The 21,773-nt window shown below is 70.7% G+C and carries 16 protein-coding genes; 12 read left to right on the top strand and 4 right to left on the bottom strand.

Annotation, left to right across the window (positions count from 1 at the left end; genetic code table 11):
- Positions 1-592: 592 nt before the first annotated feature.
- The gene (locus tag WG209_RS19340; RefSeq protein ID WP_337176726.1) at positions 593-2,467 is read right to left on the bottom strand and encodes a hypothetical protein; all 1,875 of its coding nucleotides are present in this window, start codon (positions 2,465-2,467) and stop codon (positions 593-595) included.
- A 244-nt stretch (positions 2,468-2,711) separates the two neighbouring features.
- Between WG209_RS19340 and topA the strand changes: the two genes are divergently transcribed.
- From topA to WG209_RS19325, 3 genes are all read left to right on the top strand, one after another.
- The gene (gene topA, locus WG209_RS19335; RefSeq protein WP_337176725.1) at positions 2,712-5,432 is read left to right on the top strand and encodes a type I DNA topoisomerase; all 2,721 of its coding nucleotides are present in this window, start codon (positions 2,712-2,714) and stop codon (positions 5,430-5,432) included.
- Between the two features lie 198 nt (positions 5,433-5,630).
- A complete protein-coding gene (locus WG209_RS19330) occupies positions 5,631-6,374 on the top strand; it encodes a helix-turn-helix domain-containing protein (RefSeq protein ID WP_337176724.1) in 744 nt (247 codons plus the stop codon).
- A 378-nt stretch (positions 6,375-6,752) separates the two neighbouring features.
- Positions 6,753-7,568: a hypothetical protein gene (locus WG209_RS19325; RefSeq protein WP_337176723.1), complete on the top strand. Its 816-nt coding sequence runs from the start codon at positions 6,753-6,755 to the stop codon at positions 7,566-7,568.
- A gap of 64 nt (positions 7,569-7,632) precedes the next feature.
- Here the strand turns inward: WG209_RS19325 and acpS are convergent, their stop codons facing one another.
- The gene (gene acpS, locus WG209_RS19320) at positions 7,633-8,061 is read right to left on the bottom strand and encodes a holo-ACP synthase (protein ID WP_337176722.1); all 429 of its coding nucleotides are present in this window, start codon (positions 8,059-8,061) and stop codon (positions 7,633-7,635) included.
- A gap of 174 nt (positions 8,062-8,235) precedes the next feature.
- Between acpS and WG209_RS19315 the strand changes: the two genes are divergently transcribed.
- The 9 genes from WG209_RS19315 to WG209_RS19275 all read left to right on the top strand — a co-directional run bounded on the left by WG209_RS19315 (position 8,236) and on the right by WG209_RS19275 (position 18,178).
- Positions 8,236-10,545 (top strand): UvrD-helicase domain-containing protein, encoded by a 2,310-nt coding sequence (locus WG209_RS19315; RefSeq protein ID WP_337176721.1) that lies wholly within the window; start codon positions 8,236-8,238, stop codon positions 10,543-10,545.
- A gap of 28 nt (positions 10,546-10,573) precedes the next feature.
- Positions 10,574-11,335 carry a pyridoxine 5'-phosphate synthase gene (locus WG209_RS19310; protein WP_337176720.1) on the top strand — a complete coding sequence of 254 codons (762 nt, stop codon included), beginning with the start codon at positions 10,574-10,576 and terminating at the stop codon, positions 11,333-11,335.
- 196 nt (positions 11,336-11,531) lie between these two features.
- A complete protein-coding gene (gene dapA / locus WG209_RS19305; RefSeq protein ID WP_337176719.1) occupies positions 11,532-12,425 on the top strand; it encodes a 4-hydroxy-tetrahydrodipicolinate synthase in 894 nt (297 codons plus the stop codon).
- Between the two features lie 325 nt (positions 12,426-12,750).
- Positions 12,751-13,173: a metalloregulator ArsR/SmtB family transcription factor gene (locus tag WG209_RS19300; protein ID WP_337176718.1), complete on the top strand. Its 423-nt coding sequence runs from the start codon at positions 12,751-12,753 to the stop codon at positions 13,171-13,173.
- Positions 13,174-13,355: 182 nt separating this feature from the next.
- Positions 13,356-14,108, top strand: coding sequence for an OmpH family outer membrane protein (locus WG209_RS19295; protein ID WP_337176717.1), 753 nt, complete (start codon positions 13,356-13,358; stop codon positions 14,106-14,108).
- 194 nt (positions 14,109-14,302) lie between these two features.
- Positions 14,303-15,649, top strand: a complete 1,347-nt coding sequence (gene fabZ, locus WG209_RS19290; RefSeq protein WP_337176716.1) for a 3-hydroxyacyl-ACP dehydratase FabZ — start codon at positions 14,303-14,305, stop codon at positions 15,647-15,649.
- Between the two features lie 65 nt (positions 15,650-15,714).
- Complete coding sequence (lpxA, locus tag WG209_RS19285) at positions 15,715-16,530, top strand: acyl-ACP--UDP-N-acetylglucosamine O-acyltransferase (protein ID WP_337176715.1); 816 nt, start codon at positions 15,715-15,717, stop codon at positions 16,528-16,530.
- A gap of 74 nt (positions 16,531-16,604) precedes the next feature.
- Positions 16,605-17,720: a Gfo/Idh/MocA family oxidoreductase gene (locus tag WG209_RS19280; protein ID WP_337176714.1), complete on the top strand. Its 1,116-nt coding sequence runs from the start codon at positions 16,605-16,607 to the stop codon at positions 17,718-17,720.
- A 179-nt stretch (positions 17,721-17,899) separates the two neighbouring features.
- Positions 17,900-18,178: a hypothetical protein gene (locus WG209_RS19275; protein WP_337176713.1), complete on the top strand. Its 279-nt coding sequence runs from the start codon at positions 17,900-17,902 to the stop codon at positions 18,176-18,178.
- A gap of 216 nt (positions 18,179-18,394) precedes the next feature.
- On the opposite strand, the gene hflX is transcribed toward WG209_RS19275, so the two are convergent.
- Together hflX and WG209_RS19265 are read right to left on the bottom strand one after the other, a co-directional pair.
- On the bottom strand, positions 18,395-19,702 hold the full coding sequence (hflX, locus tag WG209_RS19270; protein WP_337176712.1) for a GTPase HflX: 1,308 nt from the start codon (positions 19,700-19,702) through the stop codon (positions 18,395-18,397).
- Positions 19,703-20,165: 463 nt separating this feature from the next.
- On the bottom strand, positions 20,166-21,455 hold the full coding sequence (locus WG209_RS19265; RefSeq protein ID WP_337176711.1) for a 6-phosphofructokinase: 1,290 nt from the start codon (positions 21,453-21,455) through the stop codon (positions 20,166-20,168).
- Positions 21,456-21,773: the final 318 nt, after the last annotated feature.

Raw genomic sequence — 21,773 nt, 5'->3', positions numbered from 1 at the left:
CGGGAGCCCGTCCGACCGTATGGGGAGCCCGCCGGCCTACCCGATTGGGTTCCCCGCGGTCCGGCCCTTCGGGCCACCTTCCCCCGCCAGGAGGCAGGGCTCGATGGCCATGGCGCGATGGCGTCGACGGCCCCGGGTCGGGCCCCGCGGCCTGTCTGAGATTACTTGCCGGATTCATGAAATCCCACCTCCACGCCCGCGGAGCTTGGATGATGCGGGATTTCATGGCTCCTTGACAATTCGCTGGCGGTGAAGGGGCCAGAGACGCGATGGCCCCGGGGAAAAAGGACGGCACGCGCCGGGCTCGGGCGTCGCGACCCCGCGGCGATCCGTCGCGGCGATGGGTCTCCCGTCGACCGGCACGCCCAGGCCGGGCAATCGACGCGGTGCATTCGAAAACGACGAACGAAGCCAAGCCTCGCGCCCCGTATCTCGGCAACCTGATTAGATTTGGGCCGAAAACCGGGAAGTTCGCGCGCGACGAACGAAGCCAAGTTTCGCGGGGCGTCCGACGGTCGCTGGGCGTGCGACGATCCCCGCCTTGGGGGGCGGGGATCGGCGGAGGTTCGGTCGACGTGGGTCGGCGGCGGGGTCAGCCCCGCGCGTCGTCCTTGTCGAGTTCGTCGGGGGGGGCCCAGTCGGCGGCGAGGCCGGCCTGGCGGCGGAGGCGGTCCATCCAGGCCTGGTCCTGGCGGACGGCGGTCTCCTGGCGGGCCAGCGAGCGGAACCGCATCTCCTCGCCGATGGGGCCGTAGAACTGGCCGAAGTCGACGGGCTCGCGGCGGTCCAGGGCGATGACGTAATAGGTCGTCCGCGGCAGGTTCGGGGCGACGGCGGTCTCCCCCTCCTGGATGCCGAAGTAGGCGTCGCGGAATTCCTTCCCGGCGCGGGGGACGTCGGCGATGGGGGTCTCGACCTGCGGGGCGGGCTCGAACGGGTTGCCGGAGATGCCGCTCTGGCGGCGGGCGACCGGCGGCGGGGTCAGGACCTGGTGGCCGTCGACCTCGTCCTCGTCGACCTTCCCCTGCTTCTCCGACTTGATCCTGGCGGCGAGTTCCCTGGCCGCCTTCTCGGCGAGCGGGCGGGCCTTGTCCAGCTTCCAGGCGTGGACGACCTCGGCGCGGACGTCATCCAGCGGCGGGACCTTGGGGGCCTCGTCCTTGAGCTTGCGGACGAGGTAACGGCCGCCGACGATGTCGGTCAGCTCGACCGGCTCGTAGACGCCGAGCTTGGCGTCGAAGATCTCGTCGACGAACGGGCGGCCGTTGCTGAAGCGCTCCGAGCCCACCTGGGCGCCGGCGATCATGCCGTACTTGGCGGCCTGCTCGCGGGTGAGCATCGGCGAGATCTCGTAGGCGATCCCTTCCTTGGCGGCGATGGCCTTGAGGTCGACCGGCGTGGGCTCCTCGACCTTGGCCTTGGGGTCCTCGGCCCGGTCGTCGAGCATGGTGAGGTAGGCGTCGGCGTAGGGGATCAGGGCCTCGTCGCGGATCTTGGCGAAGAGTTCGTTGATCTCGGCCTGGGCCTTCTCGTCGGCGAGCCGGTCGGCCAGCAGGGCGCGGACGTCGGCGAACGGCTGGACGATCGGCGGGGTGAGGTCGGGGGCGTCGGCGAAGAGGGCCTCGGGCAGCTCGGAGGGGACCTTCAGCTCGGCCTTGTGGTTCTCGTAATAGGTGTGCAGCTCGGCGTCGGAGAGCTTGTCCCGGATCTCGCGGGCGCGGGCGGCGGCGTCGACGGTGACGAACTCGACCTGGGCGCGGCGGGGGATCTTGAAGCCGGGGGTCGGCGAGTCCGGGTCGGGGAGGACGTCCTTGTACTCGTCGTAGAGGGCCTGGACGTCGGCCGAGGAGGGCTCGCCGACCTTGTCGAGGAAGTCCTCGACGGGGATCTCGACGAGCTTGGCGGCGACCCGCTCGTTCTGGCCGCGGTAGGCGCGATAGACGTCGTAGGGGGTGACCAGGGGCTCGCCGCCGAGCATGCGGACCTTGGCGAGCCGGACCTGGTTGGCGATGTCGGCGAGGAGTTGCTCCTGGGTGACGTCGCCGCTGAAGGGGGCGTAGAGCTGCTCGAAGGTCTCGCGGTTGATCCGGTTGTTGGTGACGGCGCGGAGCCAGTCGCGGCCGGTGGCCGTGTCGGCCGGCATCCCCAGGCGGTCGGCCTCCTTCTCCAGGATGAGGGCGTCGATCAGGTCGCGCTGCTTGAGGCCGCCGAAGAAGTCCCGCGTGAACATGGTCAGGCCGAGCATGGAGGCGACCTGGTTGGCGCGGGAGCGCTGGCGGGCCATCTGGTTCAGGTCGCTCAGGTGGATCGACCGGCCGAAGATCCGGGCGACCTCGACGTCCTGGGTGGCGTAGTCGGGGGTCAGCAGCCGGGGGAGGCTGTCGGCCAGGACGAAGCTGAACATGGCCAGGATGGCGAGGGCGGCCAGACCCTTGCGGCGGTGTCGTCGGAAGACCTCGAAAGACATGGAATCCTCGGGTGCTGGCGAGAGGCTTCGGGGGGGCCTCCTGGACCTCCCCCCCTTGACAGGCCCCGTTACCCTAGCTATGCCGCTAGTGTGAAGGATGCGGGGTCGCGGTCGATCGATCCAGAAGCCCCCATCGTAGCAACTCCATCGCCCGGGGCAACACCGGAGTCTCCGCGGGCGGACCCCGGCGGGAATCCGACGGATCGACGCATCCGGATTCTAGGAAAGATCATAGGACAACATCGTGCCGTCAAAGCCATCCCCCAAGTCCGCATCCAAGACCGGCGACGCCAAGGAGCCCAAGGCCAAGAAGCCGAAGGCCGCGGCCGGCGCCGCCAAGAAGGCGGCCCCCAAGAAGGCCGCCGCCAAGGGCACGCGGTCGAAGGCCGGGGCGGCCGACCTCGGCCCCGCCGGCGGGGGGCCGTCGCTGGTGATCGTCGAGAGCCCCAAGAAGGCCAAGTCGATCAACAAGTTCCTCGGCTCGAAGTACATCGTGAAGGCCAGCATGGGCCACGTCCGGGACCTCCCCAAGCGCAAGCTGGGGCTGGACGTCGCCAACGGCTACGAGCCCTCGTACGAGATCGTCCCGACCAAGAAGGACACCATCGGCGACCTGAAGCGGGACGCCCACCGGGCCGACATCGTCTACCTGGCGACCGACCCCGACCGCGAGGGGGAGGCGATCGCCTGGCACCTCCAGCACGCGCTGGAGCTGCCCGACGAGCGGGTCCGCCGGGTGACGTTCCACGAGATCACCGAGCGGGCCGTGCGCGACGCGTTCGGCAAGGTCGGCCCGATCAACATGGACATGGTCAACGCCCAGCAGGCGCGGCGGTTCCTCGACCGCTTCGTGGGCTACCAGCTCTCCCCCCTGCTCTGGAAGAAGGTCGCCCGCAACCTCTCCGCCGGCCGCGTCCAGTCGGTCGCCACCCGGCTGATCGTCGACCGCGAGCGCGAGATCCGCGCCTTCGTCCAGGAGGAGTTCTGGCGGATCACCGCCGTCGTCGCCCCGGCCGGCTCCGCCGCCGAGGGGGAGGGCTTCGAGGCCGCGCTGGCCGAATATGAGGGGAAGAAGTTCGAGGCCAAGACCGAGGCCGACGCCCAGAAGATCCGCGACGTGCTGGCCTCGGAGAGCTACGTCGTCACGAAGGTCGAGGAGGCCGAGAAGCTCGACCGGGCCGACGCCCCGTTCAAGACCAGCACGCTCCAGCAACAGGCCGCCATCCGGCTCCGCTTCTCGGGCAAGAAGACGATGAAGGTCGCCCAGGAGTTGTACGAGGGGATCGACGTCGACGGCAGCGGCCCCGTCGGCCTGATCACCTACATGCGAACCGACAGCCTCCGCGTCTCCAACGAGGCGCTCGACGCGGTCCGCGACCGGATCAAGGACCAGTACGGCGACAGGTACCTGCCGGCCAAGCCGAACCGCTACGCCGCCGGGAAGAACGCCCAGGAGGCCCACGAGGCGATCCGGCCGACCGACCTGGCCCTCTCGCCGGAGCGGATCCGCGACCGCCTGAACCACGACCAGTTCCGGCTGTACGACATGATCTACCGCCGGTTCGTCGCCAGCCAGATGACCCCGGCCGTCTTCACCGTCACCGACGTCGGCGTCACGGCCGGCCCGGGGCTGTTCAAGGCCCAGGGGAAGATCCTCCGGTTCGACGGCCATCGCCGGGTCTGGGCCGCGGCCGGCAAGCAGGAGGACGCCCTCCTACCGCCGATCAAGGTGGACGACCCGCTGGACCTGCGCGACCTCGCCGCCACCCAGCACTTCACCCAGCCCCCCCCGCGCTACAGCGAGGCCACGCTGATCAAGGCGCTGGAGAAGGAGAACATCGGCCGGCCGTCGACCTACGCGCCGATCATCCAGACGATCCAGGACCGCAAGTACGTCGAGCACAAGGACCGGCGGTTCTTCGCGACCGAGCTGGGCATGGTCGTGACCGACGTCCTGGTCAAGCACTTCCCCAAGATCCTCGACCTGAAGTTCACCGGCCGGATGGAGGACGAGCTCGACGAGATCGCCACGGCCAAGGAGGACATGGTCAAGGTCCTCGACGAGTTCTACCATCCGTTCCAGGAGGCGCTGAAGGCCGCCGAGACGGGGATGGAGCGCGTCCAGATCATGACCGACGAGGTGTGCCACGCCTGCGGCGCGCCGATGGTCATGAAGTTCGGCCGCACGGGGGAGTTCCTGGGCTGCTCCAAGTACCCCGACTGCAAGGCCACCCGCCCCGTCGGCGGCGCCCCCCGGGCCGAGGCCGTCGAGAGCGGCCACGCCTGCCCCAAGTGCGCCAAGCCGCTGATGATCCGCGAGAACAAGAAGGGGGAGAAGTTCCTCTCCTGCGCCGGCTACCCGGAGTGCAAGGAATCGTTCGACATCGACGCGGCCGGGAACCCGGTCCCCAAGATGCGCGAGACCGAGCACGTCTGCGAGAAGTGCGGCAAGCCGATGGCCCTGCGCGACGGCCGCCGGGGTCCGTTCCTGGGCTGCACCGGCTACCCCAAGTGCCGCAACATCGTGGCCGTCGACGCCGAGGGGAACCCCCTGCCGACGGTCAAGATCGACATCAACTGCGAGAAGTGCGGCAAGCCGCTGGCGGTGCGCCAGGGCAAGCGCGGGGCGTTCCTGGGCTGCACCGGCTACCCCAAGTGCCGCAACGCCGTCCCGGTCCCGGACGAGCTGAAGGACGAGGTCGCCAAGATGGCCCCGCCCCCGGCCGCCGCCGCCAAGGGACCGGACCTCAAGTCGATCGAGATCGACGAGGTCTGCGACGAGTGCGGCGGCCCCATGACCCCCCGCAAGGGCCGCCGGGGCTACTTCCTCGGCTGCGCCAAGTACCCCAAGTGCAAGGGGACCAAGGAGCCCAGCGCGGGCACCCTGGAGAAGATCAACAACGCCGTCGCCTCGTTCGAGGCCGCCTCCGCCGCCGAGTCGGCCGAGGTCGCCGCGACGGAGTGACGAGGACCGGCCTGTCGCGAATCGCCCCCCCTCCCCCGCCGGGTGGGGGGGCCGTCCGAAAGGCCGGCGGAAGTCGCCGGCCCGGGAGGGCTTGACGCTTATCTGGTGATCGAAGTGAGGAACAACGAATCCAGGAATGACTTGCCCTGGGGAGTCGCGCCGATCCCCTCCATCCCGGCCTTTCCAAGCGACTCGGCGTTGGGCGATGTTCTCGACCGGCTCGACCGCTGGCATGGGGAACTCGCCCACTGGCTGCACATCTGGCGAAGGCGAAACCCCGCGTTTTTTCGGCGATTGCCCGCGATCATCGAGCAGATCCGCCTCTTGCTGAGGCACGCGGGGGATCGCCTCCCCGAAGGGATTCACGCGGGGCATGGTTTCGAGAAACGGGCCCTCCTGGCGGAGTATCACGCGCTACTGGCGCGGGCCCTGGGCGAAACGCGCGGGTGGGAAGAGGTCGGCGAGGCCGACAGGGAATTCAAGCGGGCCATGTCGCTGGCGCCAGAGGTCGCCGACTACTGGTACGAATATGTCCGACACCTGATCCTGGGAGGGCGGATCGGGGAAGCGTTGGACGAGATCAACGCGGTGGAGCCGCGTCTCATCCAGACGGAGCGGGAATCGATTGCCCAGCACATCATCAATTGGGCTTTGACCTACCCGGAACTCGGATTCGGCATCCGCGCCGACATCATCAAGCATTGCATCTCGCTGATAAGCCGGGAGGGGACCGGCCTCCTGGTCCGGGGCTGTCCTCTCCCGCGCCCCCCGGGCATGAAATGGCAGCGATCCGAGATACTCCGCGTTCTGTGGGCCGGGATGCAGTGCGGCATGCCCGTGGACGAACTCTGTAAGCGCGAGGGGATCGACGAGGCCACCTATTATCGGTGGCGGAAGCGATACCTGCCCCCGGAATGGGGTGGAGAGCCGGCCCTGGTGTAAATCGCGCCCCTTGATGCCCCCGGTTCTCGTCCCGGCCGGGCGATCGCCGTGGCGTGGGCTTGGCAGTGGGCGCCATGGTGACCAGTACGTCGCGCCCCCCGCGGCGACGGATCACATCTTTCCCCGGGCCGCCTCCGCCGCCGAGTCGGCCGAGGTCGCCGCGACGGAGTGACCGCCTGGCGCGCCACGCCGGGCCCCGTCCGGGGGCCCGGCGTCGCCCCGAGGGATCAACGCCGCGACCCGCGTCGACGATACGCATCGCGGCGTTGAAGATTCCCATCGCGACGTAATATCGGCCGCCGAGTCTGCTAGGTTCGTCCTCGATCCGTGGATGAGATTGTTCATCCTGCAATCTGGACGCTTTCCTGGAGAATCGACGTGCTGAAGCCCTCCCGCTTCCTCCACCGATTTGGCGCCATCGCCGCCGCGCTGCTGGTCGGCCTGTCGGCCCAGGTCTCGGCCGATACGGTCGTCTACTCCAACAACGGCCCGCCGGGCGACCTGGAGACCGGCGCGTTCGTCTCCTTCGGCGGCACCCCCTGGTCGTCCGGCAACACGCGAAGCGGCGGCGAGATCGGGATCCGGACGAACTTCGCCCAGTCCGGCAACGGCTCGATGTATCTGCGCACGAGCAGCGCCAGCGGCGCCGCCGAGGCGATGTACTGGACCGGGGATTCGCTAGGCGCCCTCGATAACCTGATCGGCCTCTCGTACGACTGGTACCGGTCGTCGGCCAGCAGCGCCGCCGTCTCCGCCATCGCGGCGCCCGCGCTGGGCATCTATGTCTCCGACGAGGCGGGCAGCTCGGGCTGGATCAACTACGAGCCCTACTACAACCGGACGGAATCCCCGTGGTCGGCCCCCGTCGACGCGTGGACGACCGCCGACGCCCACGACGATGGCGAAGCCCTGTTCTGGTCCCGGATCACGGGGACGTGGAAGTCGCAGTCCCTCTCGGCCTGGCAGGACGAGCTCGCCGGATACCAGGTCTACGCCGTCGCCGGATTCATCGGCTCGGGCGCCAGCGGTGATTACATCGCCGCCATCGACAACATCAGCTGGCAGTTCGACGGTTCCGACGCCGTCACCTACAACTTCGAGGTCGTGCCCGAGCCTTCGAGCGTCCTCATGGGCGTCATCGCCGGCGGCCTGGGGCTCGCCGCCGCGGCCCGTCGCCGCTTCAACCGCGCCTGAGCCGGCCCCGCCTCCACGGAAAAGCCCGATCGACGCCCCCGACCTCCCGGGGGCGTTCGCGTTTTCACGCCCCGGACGGCCGGGCGATCGCCGTGGCGTGGGCCGTGGCGTAGGTGCGGCAGTGGGCCATCGAGACCAGCACGTCGCCCACCTTGCGGGAGCGGATCACGTCCTTCGCCGGGCCGCCGACCATGACCACCGGCCGCCCCCGGGGGCCGACCCGGATCTCGACGTCGGACCACGAGACCCCCTCCACCCGGCCGGTCGCCAGCGCCTTCATCACCGCCTCCTTCGCCGCCCAGTGCGCGGCGAACTGCTCGATGGCCCGGCGGCGGGAATGGCAGTAGCGGATCTCGCGCTCGGTGTACACGCGCTGCAGGAACAGCTCGCCGTGGCGCTCGATCATCGCCCCGATCCGCAGGCACTCGACGATCCCCGACCCCACCCCGACGATCTCCATCTCGCCCCCCTTCGCCGCCCGATCGGAAATCACCGCACCAGCTTAACGCGCGCCCCGGCCGGGCGGGTAGGATGCCACGGTCGCGACGGCCGCCCCGCGCGGGGCGGGGGGAAATCGGATCGCCCGGTCGCGACCCCGCCGCTATACTTCTGGAGACTAGACCCCCGGACCCGGAACCCGGGCGACCCGCCCAGAGCAAGGACCGCGATGGACCTCCTCGCCGACCTGACGCCCCCCCAGCGCGAAGCCGTCCAGCACGTCGACGGCCCCCTCCTCGTCCTGGCCGGAGCCGGGTCGGGGAAGACCCGCGTCATCACCCGCCGCGTCGCCTACCTGCTGCGCCGGGGGATCCCCGCGCACAGCATCCTCGCCCTCACGTTCACGAACAAGGCGGCCGGCGAGATGCGCGAGCGCATCGAAACCGTGGTCCCCGGCGCGAAGATCTGGGTCGGCACCTTCCACGGCTTCTGCGCCCGCCTCCTCCGCTCCTACGGCTCGCTCGTGGGGCTCGACGCCTCGTACACCATCTACGACCAGGCCGACCGCCTCCGCACCGTCCGCGCCGTGCTCGACGCCCTCGGCGTGGAGGAGTCGCCGATCACGCCGGAGAAGATCGAGTCGGCCATCAGCCGGGCCAAGAACGACCTCGCCAGCCCCAAGGCCCTCGCCCACCGCGCCCGCGACGACCGCGACCGCCTCGTCGCCAAGGTCTACGCCGCGTACGAGGAGCGCCTGAAGGCCGCCTCCGCCGTCGACTTCGACGACCTGCTCGTCCACGTCGTCAAGATCCTCAAGGAGCATCGCGACGTCCGGGCCGAGCTGGACGCCCGCTACCGCTACGTCCTGGTCGACGAATACCAGGACACGAACATGGCCCAGTACGCCATCGTCAAGGCCCTGTCCGTCGACCACCCCAACCTCTGCGTCACCGGCGACCCCGACCAGTCCATCTACGGCTGGCGCGGCGCCAACCTCTCGAACATCCTGGAGTTCGAGAAGGACTACGCCTCCGTCAAGGTGGTCAAGCTCGAGCACAACTACCGCAGCACCAAGAACATCCTGGCCGTCGCGGATCACCTGATCCACTACAACGTCAACCGCAAGGCCAAGAACCTCATCACCGAGAACCCCGACGGCGAGCTGGTGAACATCACCACCTACGCCCGCGAGACCGAGGAGGCCGAGGGGGTCGCCGGCCGGATCGCCAGCCTCGTCCGCGAAGGGTCGTACAACTACTCGGACGTCGCCGTCTTCTGCCGGATCACCGCCCTGACGCGGACCTTCGAGCAGGCGTTCCGATCGGCCCGGATCCCCTACCAGATCGTCGGCGGGGTGTCGTTCTACGAGCGGCAGGAGGTCAAGGACGTCGTCTCGTACCTGAACCTCATCAACAACCCCAAGGACGATTTGGCGTTCAGCCGCGTGGTGAACGTCCCGCCGCGGGGCCTGGGGAAGACGTCGTTCGACCACCTGATCGCGTTCGCCCGCGACCGCGAGCTGCCCCTGCTCGACGCCGCCCGCCGCGCCCGCGAGGTGCCGGGGCTGAAGGAGAAGGCGATCCGGGCGTTCCTCGACTTCACCGCCCTGTTCGACGAGTTGGCCACGCTGCGCGACCACCCGGCGGAGGTCGTCATCCTCCAGACGATGGAGAAGTCCGGCTACCGCCAGCACCTCAAGGCCGACTCCAAGGGGGACGGCGAGGACCGGCTCGCGAACCTGGAGGAGCTGATCACCGCCGCGCGCGAGTTCGACCTGGAACACCCCGGCTCCACGATCCAGGACTTCCTGGCCGACATCACCCTGGCGTCGCCCGTCGACCGCTGGGACCAGGAGACCGGCGCCGTCACGCTGATGACCCTCCACGCCGCGAAGGGGCTGGAATTCCCGGTCGTCTTCATCATCGGCCTGGAGGAAGGGCTCCTCCCCCACAGCCGGGCGTTCGAGAACCCGACCGAGCTGGAGGAGGAGCGCCGGCTGTTCTTCGTCGGGATCACCCGGGCGCGGAAGGAGCTGTACGTCAGCCGCTGCCGCATCCGGACCTTCCGCGGCCAGCAGCAGGCGACGGCGCAGTCGCGGTTCCTGATGGAGCTGCCCGAGGACTTCCTGACGTTCGACGACCGCTCGGGCGTGTCGACCGTCGAGACCCGCTGGGGGTCGCCGTCGAGCGGCTACACCAGCTACGCCCCGCGGAGGCCGCAACTGCCGCAAGCTCAGTCGCGCACGGACCGCGCCGCGACGCCCGCCCCGAGCGGCTTCCGGCTGACGACCGCGGCGCAGCTCGGCGGCGGCGGGGGCGCCGCGCCGGTCGCCCCGCCGAAGCCCGGCGAGCTGGACTCCTTCCGGCCCGGGGCGTCCGTGCTGCACCCGCAGTACGGCCTGGGGCGGATCGTGGCGATCGAGGGGGCGGGCCCCAACCGCAAGGGCCGCGTGGCGTTCACCCTGGCCGGCGAGCGGACGTTCGTCCTGGCCAAGTCCCCCTTGAAGCTGGTGGGCAAGGCGGGCGCGGGCCCGCGCTGACGCACCCCTTCGGACCGAGACCGCAGCCATGACCGCGAACGCGAACGCCAGGCCCCCGCATCGGGGCCCCGCCCGCCTGGGCGTGAACATCGACCACGTCGCCACCATCCGCCAGGCGCGCCGGGGGGTCGAGCCCGACCCGATCTGGGCCGCCGCCGCGGCCGAGCTGGGGGGGGCCGACGGGATCACCATCCACCTCCGCGAGGATCGCCGGCACATCCAGGACCGCGACCTCCGGCTGCTCCGCGAGACCGTCCAGGTCGACCTGAACCTGGAGCTGTCGATCGAGCCCGAGATGGTGGCGATCGCCGTCGCGACCCGCCCCGACCAGGTGACGATCGTCCCCGAGCGCCGGGAGGAGGTCACGACCGAGGGGGGCCTGGCCATCACCCCCCGCCGCCAGGCGGTCGCCGAGGCCGTGAACCGCCTGCGCGACGCCGGGATCCGCGTCGCGGCGTTCCTGGACCCGGATCCGGCGGAGATCGACGCGGCCGTCGCGCTGGGGGTCGAGGCGATCGAGCTGCACACCGGCCGCTACGCCGACGCCCGCGAGGGCCGCGACCGCGACGCCGTGCTGGGGTCGCTCCGGGACGCCGGCGCGCGGATCGTCGCCGCCGGCGTCGGCCTGCACGCCGGCCACGGGCTGGACTATCGCAACGTGGCGGACGTCGCCCTGATCCCCGGGATGGCCGAGCTGAACATCGGCCACGCGATCGTCTGCCGGGCCGTCTTCGTCGGCCTGGAGGCGGCCGTCCGCGAGATGAAGGGCAGGATCGAGGCCGCGCGCTGAAGGGGCGAGGCCGCTCGTTTCGAAACATGATCGCGGACGGGCCTCCCTTCCCCGGCCCGCCGCGAGGCCCTAAGATATCGGATCATGGGCGCGGCCCGGCACGCCCCCCGCGGGGTCGCGACCCCGCGAGGAGCCGCCGGGATTCCAGATGTGATCGCGCCCGAACGCGACGACGCAGACGTTGGGTGCTTCTTCCATGGCGAGCAAGGGACGGATTTTCGCCGGCTGCACGGTGGCGCTGGCGACCCCATTTCGGGACGGCGAGGTCGACGAGGCCGCGCTGCGGGCCTCGGTCGAATGGCAGGTCGAGCAGGGGACGCCCATCCTCAGCCCGGTCGGGACCACCGGCGAGGCGCCGACTCTCTCGCACGTCGAGCACGAGCGCGTGATCGCGATCGTGGTCGAGACGGCGGCCGGCAGGGCGAAGGTCGTGCCCGGGACCGGCTCGAACTCCACGGCCGAGGCGATCCGGCTGACGAAATTCGCCGCCCGCGCCGGCGCCGACGGGGCCCTGATGGTCTCGCCGTACTACAACCGGCCCGCCCAGGAGGGGCTGTACCGCCACTTCGCCGCCGTGGCCGAGGCGGTCGACCTGCCGATCGTGCTGTACAACATCCCGGCGCGGACCGGGCGGAACATGGAGCCCGAGACGATCGAGCGGCTGGCCGCGATCCCCTCGATCGTGGCGATCAAGGAGGCCGCCGGCTCGCTCGACCAGGTCAGCGACATCCTCAGCCGGACCGACCTGACCGTCCTCTCGGGGGACGACAGCCTGACGCTGCCGATGCTGGCCGTCGGCGCCGAGGGGGTCGTCTCCGTCGCCGCCAACCTCGTCCCCCGCGACGTCCGCGGGCTGATCGACGCCTTCCAGCGGGGCGACGCCGTCGCGGCGCGCGAGGCCCACGCCCGGCTCTTCCCCCTCTGCCGCGACCTGCTGGGCCTGGCTCCCAACCCGGTCCCGCTGAAGGCCGCGATCGCCCTGCTCGGCCGGGGCCGCGACGAGGTCCGCCTCCCGCTCTGCGCGCTGGACGAGGCGTCCGTCGCGAAACTCTCCCGCGCTCTCGCCCGATATGGCCTCCTGAAAGCCTGAAAATCTCGCGAGCCGCCAGGATTCGCGTGCCACGACCTTGACAATCGGCTATCATTAAGATGTCGGCATACCGGGACCGGGTCTCGACGACCCGGACCGGCCGGACCGCTCGTCCGACGAACCTCCTCCGTCCCCGCGGGCCCCGCGCGTCGCCGCGACGGCCCGACCCAAGAACCTTCATACCCTCCGAGATCATCCAAGCCCCGGCCCGCGGCGTCGCGCCAAGGGGGGGCGTCCCCGGCGTGTCACGGACCCCATCTCCTAATTCCTTCGTCCGAATCCCGGGCGATCTCGAACCCCCAACCCGAACCCGAGGATCCCCGCGATGGCCCGAAAGGCGACCACTTCGAACGGCAACGGCGGCGCGAAGACCGAGGCCGAGGCGACGACGACGCCCGAGGTGTCGGACCAGTCGATCCGCGAGCTGGCCCAGGTCTTCAAGCTGCTGAGCGACGAGACCCGCCTGCGCATCCTGTTCCACCTGGCCCTCTCCGAGGAGGGGGAGCTGCACGTCACGGATCTGTGCAACCGCCTGGGGCAGAGCCAGCCGGCGGTGAGCCACCACCTGGCGCTCCTGCGGGTCTCCAGCCTGATCGAGTCCCGTCGCGAGGGGAAGCACAACTACTACAGCGTGCGGACCGAGCACTTCGGCGACCTGCTCCTGAGCCTCTTCGCCGCCGCCGGCGAGACGCCCAAGAACAAGAAGTACCGCTTCCACGACTTCGTGCTGAACTACACCGGCGCCTGAGGCCGAAGTTGATCGGTTCGCCTTGACCCCCCGGGGGCGTCGCGGCAGAATGCCGGCGTCTGCCCCCCGGGGCGCGCGGACCTCGCGGGAGCGCGGGGGACGGGCCGCCCGGATGGACCTCGGGCGGGCGCGGTCTGGGCGTCGGGTCGCCGTCGCGGCGGCGGGGAAAAGGAGTTTCACCGATGGTTCTCTCGTCTCGTCTCATCGTCGCGGCCGGCCTGGGCGTCGTGGGCGCCGGCCTGCTCTCCGCCCCGATCCAGGGCCAGCAGGACGGCGCCGTCCGCAAGACCAGCGCCGGGGCCTCCCAGTGGACCCCCGGCACCGCCCCGGTCCTCGGGACGATCGACCTCGACGCCGTCTTCCAGAGCTACGAGAAGGTCAAGTACGCCAACGAGGAGTTCAAGGCGGCCATGGTCGCCAAGCGTGGCGAGCTGGCGAAGCTCCAGAACGACATGGCCCAGGAGGCCGAGGTCCTCCAGCGCTACGCCCCGGGCCAGGAAGAGTACAAGAAGCAGGAATTCAAGCTCACGGAGATGAAGGCCCGCCTGGAGGCCACCCGCGAGCAGGCCGAGCGCGAGTTCCAGGACCGCGAGGCCCAGGCGATGGCCAACCTGTACAACGAGGTGACCGAGGTCGCCAAGCGGATCGCCAAGGCGCGGAAGATGACCTACGTCATGAAGGTCACGAACCAGACGCCCAACGGCACCAACCCGCAGACGGTCATGGCCGCGATGGCCAACCCGATGATCTACTTCGACACGGCCAACGACATCACGCAGGACGTGATCCACAACCTCAACCGGACCTACAAGGAGTCCGGCGGCCAGATCGTCAAGGAGGCCCCCGCCGCGGGCGCGGCCGGCGCCCTCCCGGCGGGCGGGGCTCCCCCGACCCCGGCCGCCGCCGCCGGCGCCGCCAAGGCGGCCGTCCGCTGAGTCGAGCCCGGCCCGGCCGAGGGGACGATCGATCGATCGTCGTCCCCGGCCCGGCCGCCCACCTCCCCGGCGCGGGCCGAGGCCCGCCCCCGGGGCGACGTCCCGATCATGGACCGAACGGGACCACCACCAGCCCCGGCTTCACGTCAGGCGCCGCGACGGCCGCCGAGCCGGGCGAAAGGACCAGGGAAGGCATGCTCGTCTCCAAGCGCCCCCAGCGCACGCTCGCCCGCGACGCCGAGATCGCCGGCGTCGGCTTCTTCCTCGGCGCCGACGTCCGGATGCGGTTCCTCCCCGCCGAGCCCGACTCGGGCGTCCGCTTCGTCCGCGTCGACCTGCCGGGGCGGCCCTCCGTCCTCGCCAGGATCGACCACGTCGTCCCCGCCCAGCGCAGGACCGCCGTGCAGGACGGCCCCGCCCGGGTCGAGATGATCGAGCACGTCATGGCGGCGCTCGCCGGCATGCGGGTCGACAACTGCGTGATCGAGATCGACGCGGCCGAATGCCCCGGCCTCGACGGCTCCAGCCGGGCCTACGTCGAGATGATCGAGGCCGTCGGCGTCGTCGACCAGGACCGCCCCCGCCAGGCCCTCGTCCTGGAGCGGTCGTTCGTCGTCCGCGAGGGGGACGCCGTCCTCGCCGCCAACCCGGGCAACGCCGAGGGCCTGACCCTCTCGTACCACCTGGACTACGGCCCCTCGTCCCCCATCGGCGGCCAGAGCTTCCTCCTGGAGCTCACCCCGGAGGGCTTCCGCGACCAGATCTCCCCCAGCCGCACCTTCCTGCTGGAGCAGGAGGCCAAGGCCCTCCGCGCCATGGGGATCGGCCTCCGGGCCACCGAGGCCGACGTCCTGCTGTTCGGCCCCGACGGCGTCGTCGGCAACAGCCTCCGGTTCGCCGACGAGTGCGCCCGCCACAAGGTCCTGGACATGGTGGGCGACCTGGCGCTCCTGGGGATGGACCTGCACGGGTTCGTCGTGGCCCACCGCTCCGGGCACCACGCCAACGCGGCGCTGACGCGGAAGCTGGCCCAGTCGGTCCAGAAGGAGGCCGGCCGCGACGACCGCCCGAAGCCCCAGCTCCCCGTCCGGGCCGACGGCACGATCGACATCCACGGCATCCTCGACATCCTCCCCCACCGCTACCCGATGCTCCTGCTCGACCGCGTGCTGGAGCTGGATCCGGCGAGGCGCGTGGTGGGGATCAAGAACGTGACCTTCAACGAGCCGTTCTTTCAAGGCCACTGGCCCGGCCGGCCGATCATGCCGGGGGTGCTCATCATCGAGGCGATGGCCCAGGCCGCCGGGGTCCTGATCGCCTCGGGTGTGAACCGCGCGGGCAAGGCCGCCGTGATCGCGTCGATCGACGACGTGAAGCTGCGCCGGCCGGTGGTCCCGGGCGACCAGCTCCGGATCGAGGTCGACGCGCTGAAGATCAAGCCGACCTCGGCCAGCGTGGCCGCCGTGGCCCGGGTGGACGACGCCCTGGCCGCGCAGGCCCGGATCCGATTCGTGCTCGTCGACGCCGCCCCGGCCCCCTGACCGCCCCGGCGCGGGCCGACGCGGACACTCCCCCAACCCGGACGATCGGCTGTAGGAACCCACTCATGGCCACCATGATCGCTGACACCGCCCATATCGACCCCCGCGCCGAGATCGCGGACGACGTCGAGATCGGCCCATATTGCGTGATCGGCCCCGAGGCGCGGATCGGCCGCGGCTGCCGGCTGATCGCCCACGTCTGCATCCTGGGCCACGTCTCCCTGGGCGACAACAACGTCGTCCACCCCAACTCGGTCCTCGGCGGCGAGCCCCAGGACTTCACCTACAAGGGGGAGCCGACCCGGCTGGAGATCGGCGACGACAACACCTTCCGCGAAGGCGTCACCATCCACCGCGGCACCACCAAGGAAGAGGGCGTCACCCGCGTCGGCTCGCGCAACTACTTCATGGCCAACGTCCACGTCGGCCACGACTGCCTGCTGGGCGACAACATCCTGATCGCCAACAACACCATGCTGGCCGGGCACATCCACATGGATTCCCACGCCACGGTCTCCGCCGGCGTCGGCCTCCATCAGTTCGTCCGCGTCGGCGCGTACAGCTACATCGGCGCCCTGACCCGCGTCTACCACGACGTCCCCCCGTTCATGCTCGTCGAGGGGAACCCCTCCAAGGTGCGCTGCATCAACATCGTCGGCCTCAAGCGGCACGGGATCGCCCCGGAGGCGATCACCGCCCTGCACGAGGCCCACCGCCTGATCTACCGCGCCCGGATGGCCGTCAAGCAGGCCCAGGAAGTCCTCTCGGCCCACGGCCAGATCTTCCCCGAGGTCCGCCGCCTCCTCGACTTCATCGACTTCCAGCAGCAGGGCCGCCACGGCCGCGGGCGCGACCGCCCCCGGGTCGCCGCGTCCGCCTGACCGGCCCCGCCTCGCCCCTCCCCGCGCCGGATCGCGCGGGGACGCACGCAGCAGAGACACGGAGAGTCCCACCGATGAACCCCACGCGCGTCGCCGTCGTCGGCGTCGGCCACCTGGGCCGCCACCACGCCCGGATCCTGGGCTCCATGCCGGGCGTCGAGCTGGTCGCCGTGGCCGATTCCCGCCCCGAGCAGGCCCGCGCGGTCGCCGAGGGGCTGGGGGTCCGCGCGGTCGTCGACTACCGCGAGCTGATCGGCCAGGTCGACGCCGTCTCGATCGCCGTGCCGACCGTCCTGCACCGCGAGGTCGCCGGGGCGTTCCTGGAGGCGGGCATCCCCGCGATGGTCGAGAAGCCGCTCGCCGGCACGGTCGCCGAGGCCGAGGAGCTGGTCGAGCTGGCCCGCGCCGCCGGGGCGACGCTCCAGGTCGGCCACGTCGAGCGGTTCAACCCGGCGCTCGACGCCCTGCGCGAGTCCCCGCTGCGGCCGAAGTTCCTCAGCGGCGAGCGGATGGCCGTCTACACCTTCCGCTCCACCGACGTCGGCGTCGTCTTCGACCTGATGATCCACGACATCGACCTGGTCCTCAGCCTGGTCGATTCGCCGGTGAAGTCGGTCTCGGCCGTCGGCGTCGCGCTCTTCGGCGACCACGAGGACGTGGCCGACGCCCGGATCGAGTTCGAGAACGGCACGATCGCCACGCTGACCGCCAGCCGCGCCAGCTACGCGACCTCGCGCAAGATGCGGGTCTGGGGCGCCGAGGGCTACGCCTCGCTCGACTTCGGGGCCCGGAAGGCGACCATCGTCCGCCCGTCCGAGGAGTTCCTCGCCGGCGGCGTCGACCTGGAGGGCGTGGACCTGACCAAGCCCGCCGCGATCAAGGACCACCTGTTCGGCAAGGTGCTGCGGGTCGACCAGGTCGAGCCCCCGCCGTGCGACCAGCTCACGATGGAGCTGGCCGACTTCGTCGCCGCCGTCCGCGACGGCTCCCGCCCGCGGGTCACCGGGGAGGCCGGCCTGGCCGCCGTCCGCCTGGCCGACCGGATCGTCGCCGCGCTGGAGGCCCACCGCTGGGAGGCCGACGCCGACGCCCCGGCCCCGTCGACCCCGTCGCACCCGGCCTCGACCCTCCGCGGCCCCCACGCCTGGCGCAAGGCCCCCGCCGACCGCCGGCCCTCCGTCGCCGGCTGACCGCCCCCCCCCGACGGCGCTTGCCAGCCGCGGGGTGTATCGATTAAACTGTCCCCGTCGAGGCCTGCGCCCGGAGTCCGGCCGTTTCGTCCGGCCGACCCGCGCGGGATGTCCCGCGACCGCCCCGCGGCGGTCCTTTTCTTTTCCCCTACCGCGCGAAGCGACGCAGGATTCGTTCGATGGCCAAAGACGCCAAGAAGTCCAAGGACGCCGCCGAGGCCGCCGACAAGCCGGCCGAGGCCCCCCGCCAGCCGGCCGACCCGCGCCTCAAGTACGTCAAGAAGTTCCACGGCCGCTTCCTCCCCCGCGGCCCCCTGCGCGACCGCCACACCGCCCTCTTCGCCCGCTGGAACAGCGGCGAGGACCACGGCGGCGTGACCGTCGAGGAACTCCGGTCCCTCTACGAGGACTGGCGCGCCTCCCGCCAGAAGGGCCCCAAGAAGCCCGCCACCGCCTGAGCCACAAGCCCACTCGCGCGAGTTATTATCCCCCCCTTCTCCCCTCGTGGGAGAAGGTGCCCCGCGGGGGCGGATGAGGGGGCGCGCGAACGAAGGCCGGCGGGGTTCCCCCTCATCCGGCCTTCGGCCACCTTCTCCCACCAGGGGAGAAGGGATGCGAATTATCGGACCTCCAGGCGGCTCGCTCATGAGCCGCCCCGAGGCACCCCTCGCCGCTCAGGCGTACACCCGGGTCTCCCGCTCGCGGACCACCGCGCCGTGCTCGTTCAGGAAATCGAGGCAGCGACGGGGGATGCGGCACTGGAGGACGACGCGGTCGCGGTCCTCGTCGTAGGTCCGGTCGTGGATCTGGGCATGCTGGGCCAGGTAGGCCAGCACGCGGCCGTCGGCGACGCTCGTCTCGATCTCGGCGTCCATGGCCGAGTCCAGCAGGGCCAGCCGGACGGCGTGCTCCAGGGAGTCCAGCCCCTCTCGCTTCGCGGCGCTGATGCAGACCGAGTCGCGATGGTTGGCGCGGAGGACGTCCAGGTAGGAACGGTCGGGGACCTTGTCCGCCTTGTTCAGGACGAGCAGGGTCGGGTGGTCCTTCAGGCCGAGTTCCTCCAGGACCTCGGCGACGGCCTGGACCTGCATCTCCGCGTCCGGGCTGGACGCGTCGACGACGTGCAGCAGCAGGTCGGCCTGGCGCGCCTCCTCCAGCGTCGCCTTGAACGAGGCGACCAGGGAGTGAGGCAGATCTCGGATGAACCCGACCGTGTCCGACAACAGCGCCGCGCCGCCCCCGCGGAACCGCCACTTGCGCGTGCGGGTGTCCAGCGTGGCGAACAGCTTGTCCTCGACCAGCACGCCGGCGTCGGTCAGGGCGTTCATGAGGGTGCTCTTGCCGGCGTTGGTGTAGCCGACGAGCGAGACCGTGGGGAAATCCCCGCGGCCGGCGACCTCGCGCTCCTTCCGCGCCTGGATCTTGCCGAGCTTCCCCTTCAGCTCCTGGATGCGGTGGACGACCAGCCGCTTGTCCTCTTCGAGCTGCTTCTCGCCCGGCCCGCGGACGCCGACGCCCCCCTTGTAGCGCGACAGGTGGGTCCACATCCGCTTCAGCCGCGGCATGGCGTATTCGAGCTGCGCCAGCTCCACCTGGAGGTGGGCCTCGTGGCTGCTGGCGTGGACGGCGAAGATGTCGAGGATGACCTCGGTGCGGTCGACGACCTTGACGCCCAGCGCCTTCTCCAGGTTCCGGGTCTGCCCCGGGCCCAGGTCGGAGTCGAACACCACGACGTCGGCCTCGTACGCCTCGACCAGGCCCTTCAGCTCCTCGACCTTGCCCGATCCGATAAACGTCGCGACGTCCACCTGCTGACGCTTCTGGAGCATCGTGCCGACCGTCTCCAGGCCGGCCGTCTTCACCAGGCCGCGGATCTCGTCCAGGGGATCATCGGTGTTGTACGTCGCCCCCGGCAGGATGACCCCGACCAGGATCGCGCGCTCGCGATTCCCCATACGCTCGTTCCGGCTCGTATCGATCAAGTGGGCTGATTCCTCGCTCTTTGCGTAAAGGTCCGCGACGGGGCCGCGCCCCGACGGCGCGGTCGGATTTTAAGGAGGCCGTCGCGATGCGTCAACGACGACCGACGGACTCCCCCGCGACCAGTATACGTCTAGACGCATGTCGGAGGCCGATGGTTCGCCATCTCGCCGCGATTCCCGGGGGGGCGGGACGGCGCGCGGGACGGCCCAATTCCGTCCCCTCTCCCGCCGGGAGAGGGCAGCCGCGCCAGCGGCGGGTGAGGGTCGCCGGATTTCGGGGACGCCGCCGGTCGCGCCGACCGTGAACCGTCGCTACTCTCGAACTCCGACGACCCTCACCCGGCCCTTCGGGCCACCCTCTCCCGGGGGGAGAGGGGACGCGCGTTTCACGCTCGCCGGGGGAGGCGCGGCCGTCGCTATCCTCGAATAGCGACGGCCCGCGACCGATCCGATGCCGCCCCGCTCAGTTGTTCTGCGAGGCTTCCAGCAGGCGGGCGAGCTGCTGGAAGTCGGAGCCCAGCTGGATGAAGCGGACGACCGTGACGAGGGTATGGGGGTCGATCAGGGTGTCGAAGGGGACGAAGGTCAGGTCGAGCTGGCCGGCGGTCGAGATCATCACGCCGTCGTACTGGTGCTCGACCAGGGCCCGCATGGCGCCGACGCCGAGCTGGCTGCCCAGCATCACGTCGAAGGCGACCGGCGGGGCGCAGCGGGCCTCGTAGCCGAGCTGGACCGGGGTGATCCGCCGCTCCTTGCCGGTCCTCTCCTTGTAGGCCTTGGAGACCAGGTTGTTGACCAGCCGCGCCATGTTCGTGGCGCCCAGCCGCAGGTGGCCGTGCTCGTCGAACTGGGCGCCCTCGAGGTGGGCGCTGGGGAGGAACGAGGCGAGCCCCTCGGCCAGGACGACGACGCCGTGCTCCTTGCCCAGCTTCTCGCGGCTCAGCATGAGGTCGACGATCTTGCCGACGAAGGCGTCCATGCTCATGATCTTGCGGACCGTGGAGACGCCCGTCTTCGGGTCGGTGACGGTCTCCTCGGTCATCAGGTCGCCGACCATGTCCTCGACGCTCATCACGAGGCTGGCCTCGCTGGCGATGGCGGCCCCGTAGGCGAGCCAGCCGGCGGAGCGGCCCATGCACTCGGCGATGAAGTAGCCCTGCGTGGCCTCGCCGTCGGCGATGAGGTTGCGGATCTCCTCGGCCAGCGTCTCCACGGCGGTGAAGTAGCCGAACGTGAAGTCGATGCCGCGATAGTCGTTGTCGATCGTCTTGGGGACGTGGACGACCGAGATCCGCTTGGAGTCGGCCGGCAGCGCCTCCTGGAACAGCCGGAACTTGTTGGCCGTCTTCAGCGTGTCGTCGCCGCCGATGGAGACCAGCGCGTCGACCCCCAGCGAGCAGAGCGCCTCGTACACCGTGCGCAGCGGGGCGGTGCGCCTGGCGTCCTTGAGGTGCTCGGGCGCGGAGACGTCCTTGCCCGGGTTGGTGCGGGCGGTGCCGATCATGATCCCGCGGGTGTTGCGGGTGCGGCGGAGCTTCTTGTCGGTGAGCAGGACGTAGTCGCGCCCCTCCTGCATCGGGCGGTCCGGGGCGAACTGGACGAGGTTCGAGTAGCCGTGGAGCACGCCGACGACCTCGACCCCCTTGCTGAGGAACGACGCGGCGCAGGTGGAGATGACCGCGTTGGCGGCCGGGGCCGGCCCGCCGGCGAAGAGGATCGCGACGCGCTTGACCGTGCGTCCCGTGGCCTTCACGGCGGGGCTCGAAGAGGCGGACATAGAGTCTCCGTCCAGTTCCCTGGATCTTGGAAGATGCGTTCGGTGGGGGTGGGAAGAACCCGGGGATGCCCGGGGCGTCCCCCTCGCGGCGAGCCGTCGCGCTCGCGGGCCGGTCCCGTCGATCGGGGCCGCGCCGCCGTCCCCCGGAGGAGCGAGGGACCTTCCCTTCCAAGTTACCCCCGCCGCCCCACGCCGACAATATTGCAGTCCGAGCGCGAGCCCCCCGCCCCCGGCCGGCGCATCCGGGAATAATCCCGAGATTCCTGAAATCCCGCCGACCCCGCCGCGGACCAT

This window comes from Paludisphaera sp. (genome assembly GCF_037189885.1).
Classification (GTDB): domain Bacteria; phylum Planctomycetota; class Planctomycetia; order Isosphaerales; family Isosphaeraceae; genus Paludisphaera.
Note: the sequence above shows the minus strand (reverse complement) of the source record. Positions and strands in the feature narration are given on the sequence as shown.